Annotated in this window: 1 protein-coding gene and 1 pseudogene; both read right to left on the bottom strand. The window is 74.5% G+C overall.

Annotation, left to right across the window (positions count from 1 at the left end):
• Positions 1-1123, bottom strand: a 1123-nt coding sequence (locus tag BM536_RS41550) for a PP2C family protein-serine/threonine phosphatase (protein WP_170109993.1), incomplete at its 3' end; no start/stop codon positions are given.
• 59 nt (positions 1124-1182) lie between these two features.
• Positions 1183-2622 (bottom strand): annotated as a pseudogene (locus BM536_RS43705) (SpoIIE family protein phosphatase); the annotation flags it as partial.
• Positions 2623-2705 lie beyond the last annotated feature (83 nt).

Here is a 2705-nt window from a genome sequence, read left to right as displayed (position 1 = left end):
CCGTGTCCGACAGGTCGGGGGCGGCGGCGTCGAGCGGGGGATCGGTGGCCCGGTCCAGGAACTCCACGCGGCCGTCGGGGTGCACCAGCACCGGCGGCGGATGGCCCGCGCTGCTGTAGGTGACGGTGTGGCGGTCGCAGTCGATGAACGTCGTCACCGCCGTCGCCGACTCGGCGCCGTCCACGACGTGGGCGTAACGGCCCAGCACGTCCAGAGCCTGGGCGGGACCCGCCGCGACCCGGGAGGCGGCGCTGAGCGCGCTGCGCAGCTGGCCCATCACGCCCGCGGCCGCCAGGCCGTGTCCGACGACATCGCCCACCGACACCCCGATCCGGTTGCCGCCGACCAGGTCGACGAGGTCGTACCAGTCGCCGCACACGTTGAGCGAGCCGGCCGCGGGGCGGTAGCGCACCGCCACCCGGTGGTGCCCGACCTGCCGGCGGGCGGGCAGCATCGCTTCCTGGAGGGCCAGGGCCACCTCGCGCTCGCGGGCGTGCGCCAGCCGTAGGCGCTCGTTGAGTTCCTGGAGTTCACGCGCGCGGGTGTACAGCTCGGCCTCCAGCACACGGGCCCGGCTCCCGGTCCGGCCGCTGTCCGTCCTGGCCTTGCCCGTACGGCCGTCGTCGGTTCCGGTGTTGCCTGTACGGCCGTCGTCGGTCCCGGTGTTGCCCGTACGGCCCTTGCCGGCCCGGTCGTTCGCGTCGGCGCCGCGGGCCCGGAGCAGCTCGGTGACCTCCTCGACGCGGTGCACCAGCAGCACCACCGAGCCGTCCCTGCCGCGCACGGGCGCGTTGACGGGACTCCAGTACCGTTCCTCCCACTCCCCGGGCCTTTCCGGGGACTCCACGTCGTAGCGCTGAAGGGCCATCGTGTCGCGTTCGCCGGTGGCCGCCACCCGGCGCAGCGAGGCCTCGAGGTTGCGCACGCCGTTGGCGCCGGAGTCTTCCGGGTTGTCGGGGAAGACCTCGAAGAGGTGCCGGCCGACCACCTGATCGCGCCGGCGCCCCGACACCCGCAGGAACTCCTCGTTGACATCGGCGTACACCAGGGCCGGGGTGAGCAGGGCCACCATGCCGGGCAGTGCCTGGAACACCGCCGCGTAGTCGATCGCCGAGTCGTCCATGACCGTGCCCCATCTGCCGGTATTGCGACATTTTCGTATGCTCTGCGGCGGAGGAGGCGTCAGACCTCGGGGTCGGTGAGTGACTGCTCGGCCCAGATGATCTTCCCTTCGGGCACGAACCGTGTGCCCCAGCGCCGGGTGACCTGCGAGACCAGCAACAGACCGCGCCCGCCCTCGTCGGTGGTGCGGGGATGGCGCACGTGCGGGGTCGTGGCGCCGCCGTCGTGCACCTCGCAGACCAGGGTGCGCTCGCGGATCAGACGCAGCCGGATCGGGCCGGTGGCGTACCGGATGGCGTTGGTGACCAGCTCGCTGACGACCAGCTCGGTGGTGAACGACAGCTCCGCCAGGTCCCACTCCGCGAGCAGGCGGGCCGCGGCCTTGCGGGCCTCGGCGACCGCGGCCGGATCGGCGGGCAGTTCCCACTGCGCGACCCGGTCCGGGGACAGGCGTCTGGTGCGGGCCATCAGCAGGGCCACGTCGTCGTGCGGGCGGTCCGGGACCAGCACGTCGACCACGGTACGGCAGCGCAGGTCGAGGGAGTCCGCCCGTGCGGTCAGGGCCCGCACCAGCCGCTCCCGTCCGGCGTCCGGCGTCCACTGCTCGCCCTGGGACAGCAACCCGTCCGTGTGCAGCGCCAGCGTGCTGCCCTCCGGCAGGAGCAGCTCGGCCGACTCGAACGGCGGTCCGCCCGCGCCGAGCGGCGGTCCCTGCGGCAGGTCGACGAACGTGATCGTGCCGTCGGGCAGGACGACCGCCGGGGCGGGATGCCCCGCGGCGGCCATCGCGCACCGCCCGTCGACGGGTCGTACACCACATAGAGACACCCCGCCCCCACGACCCGCGCCGGCTCCCCGTCCCCGTCTCCGTTCCCGTTCCCGTTCCCATCTCCGTCTTCGTCCCCGTCCCGGTCCCCGGCCTCCGCTCCTCCCGCGTCCTCGTCGGCCGTGCGGGACACCAGGTCGTCGAGGTGGGCGAGGACCTCGTCGGGCGGCAGCTCCAGGGCGGCGAGGGTGCGGACGGCGGTGCGCAACCGCCCCATGGCCGCGGCGGCGTCGATGCCGTGCCCCTGTACCTCGCCCACGACGAGGGCCACCCGCGCTCCGGAGAGCGGGATGAGGTCGTACCAGTCGCCGCCCAGACCCGTCAGTACGTCCGCCGGCCGGTAACAGGCGGCCACCTCGACCGCCTCCTGCTCGGGCAGCCGGTGCGGCAGCAGGCTGCGCTGGAGCACCAGGGCGGCGTCGCGCTCGCGGGTGTAACGGCGGGCGTTGTCCACGCAGACCGCGGCGCGCGAGACGAGATCCTCGGCCAGCGTGACATCGTCCTCGTCGAAGGGCTCCTGCGTGGAGCGGCGCAGGAACGTGGTCACTCCCAGGGTGGCGCCGCGCGCCCGCACGGGTACGACCAGCACGCTGGGCGGCCCCGTCCCGGCGCCCACCGGGGGCAGGTCCGCGCTCCAGTCCGCGGCGTCCGGCCCGAGCCGACCCGCGCGCCAGGCGCGCCCGCTGGTCAGACAGCGCACCGCGGGGGACCCGGCCGGATGGGCCACGACGGCATCGGCACCGGCCCCCGTCCCACC

This window comes from Streptomyces phaeoluteigriseus, assembly GCF_001896135.2.
GTDB lineage: Bacteria > Actinomycetota > Actinomycetes > Streptomycetales > Streptomycetaceae > Streptomyces > Streptomyces phaeoluteigriseus.
Note: the sequence above shows the minus strand (reverse complement) of the source record. Positions and strands in the feature narration are given on the sequence as shown.